The 1656-nt window shown below is 57.3% G+C and carries 3 protein-coding genes; all 3 read left to right on the forward strand.

Annotation, left to right across the window (positions count from 1 at the left end; all coding sequences use genetic code 11):
* Positions 1-343 (forward strand): hypothetical protein (locus tag ACXJKR_RS31780; protein WP_457326245.1); only part of this gene is annotated, 343 nt, incomplete at its 5' end.
* 29 nt (positions 344-372) lie between these two features.
* Positions 373-834 (forward strand): hypothetical protein, encoded by a 462-nt coding sequence (locus tag ACXJKR_RS31785; RefSeq protein ID WP_457326246.1) that lies wholly within the window; start codon positions 373-375, stop codon positions 832-834.
* 536 nt (positions 835-1370) lie between these two features.
* Positions 1371-1655 (forward strand): hypothetical protein, encoded by a 285-nt coding sequence (locus ACXJKR_RS31790; RefSeq protein ID WP_457326247.1) that lies wholly within the window; start codon positions 1371-1373, stop codon positions 1653-1655.
* The last annotated feature ends 1 nt before the right edge of the window (position 1656 follow it).

A 1656-nucleotide genomic window follows, 5' to 3' on the forward strand; every position in this document is an offset into this window, starting at 1 on the left:
GATCGGTACGGTCATCGCTCAACCCCTCGCGGACGAACTCCTTGTCGATCTGCTGCCAACGCTCGATCACAGCCGCGCCTACCCCTGGCCCTCCGCTGAACAGTTCGAAGCTGCACTCGCGGATTTGCTCCATCTACCCGGCCATTGGAGTCTGCGCTCTGAGCGTGACACCGATCAGTCGTCGGTTCCAGAGTTGGGCAGCCGTGCATTGCTAAACGAGAAACTGGCCGGCCTGATCCAATACTGCGTGGGCACCACGCTGGGGTGCCCAACATTCCATGCAAGCAGCGAGAAACTTGATGCTCAACCTTTCGCTGCAGCGGACGGCTTCGCCGTMCGCTGAGTTCGCACGTTATGCCTCAGGAATGTTCCGTGGTACGAAGTGACAAGCTCGCGAAATTGATCGCGGTTTTCGACCAATTCCATGACGGCATCGCCGAGCTCGACGATCCGACGGCGAAGCGCCTGGTGGACAACTGGACTGGCATCCGAGACCAATATGTGACGGCAACTGTTGCTCCTCGATCAGCGCTTGCCGCAGGCATGGAACAAGGTCTTCGCGAGACACCAATGTTGGTGCAATCAATGCAGCCCGAGGCGCGCAAGAGCGCCATCCATGCATTGGCGGCAGCAACGTCAGCCCACTACCCGGATTTCTTGGCCAAGGAAGCCGAGCGCCTCACAAAGATCAAAACGCGAGGCTCCATCCGTGGCGAAGCCGAGTTCTACTTCGTGCGTCATCGCATCGATTTGCTGGAGGGTGACCCGAGGCAAGAAGAAGAGCTTCGCCTGCTTTACGAGTTGACTGACAGGTTCGAAGGTAAGCGCAAATGAGGCATAACTGGTCAACCAAGTCGGACGCCTTCGGCGCCGCTTGTCTTCAACGTTAGGTATCAAGATGACTCTGGCGAAAAGATTCTTCGCAGTCCTGTGGTTCATGCAGAGCGCTTACTACGTGTTTGGCCTCTACGCAATGGGAAGGACGTTTGGGGGTGCGCGTTGGCTTTCGCACGTAGGGGCGGGTCGTGCGGCGGCTGCCATCGTGATTTGCGCCGTCCTCTCAGCAATCATTGGCGTGACCTTGGTCCGAAACAAGGCTCCTATGCTGCCGACCCTCCTTGTCGGCGGTGTCTCCGCATATTTTCTTCTCGGGGTCTTTTCGRGACAGGCAATCCTTCAACTGCTTATGCCGCCATTTGTCGAATCGGCCGTTATCTGGACCTACTTGGTTGGAGCAGGGCTTTCGTTGTTCACTATTCCTATGGTCAGCGTGGCAAGCTCTGATTCTTCGGAGTCGAAGAGTGCTACCTAACCAATTGCTGCAGCGGACGGCTCCGCCGCCCGCTGAGCGCCAACGTCAGAGCGCATCAATGAAATCCTACGCAACCATCGCTCGCCGAGCGGTACGCATCCTCGGGCACCCAAACAGTGGGTGGTCGCCCGCAGATCCGGATGACGATAACGCGCTGGAGATCGAGTTTCGATTCGAGATCACGGACGATGGAAACAAGAACTTCTTGCTTGTTTGCCATTCGTTGGATGGGCGCTATGCCGCCGATACCTGGCATGAAACCCTTGAGGAGGCCGTTGCCTGTGCACAAGACTCCTATGACATCGCGCCATCGGAATGGATGATGTCTGGGCCCACCACCTAAC

It is taken from the genome of Roseateles sp. P5_E11 (assembly GCF_054049355.1).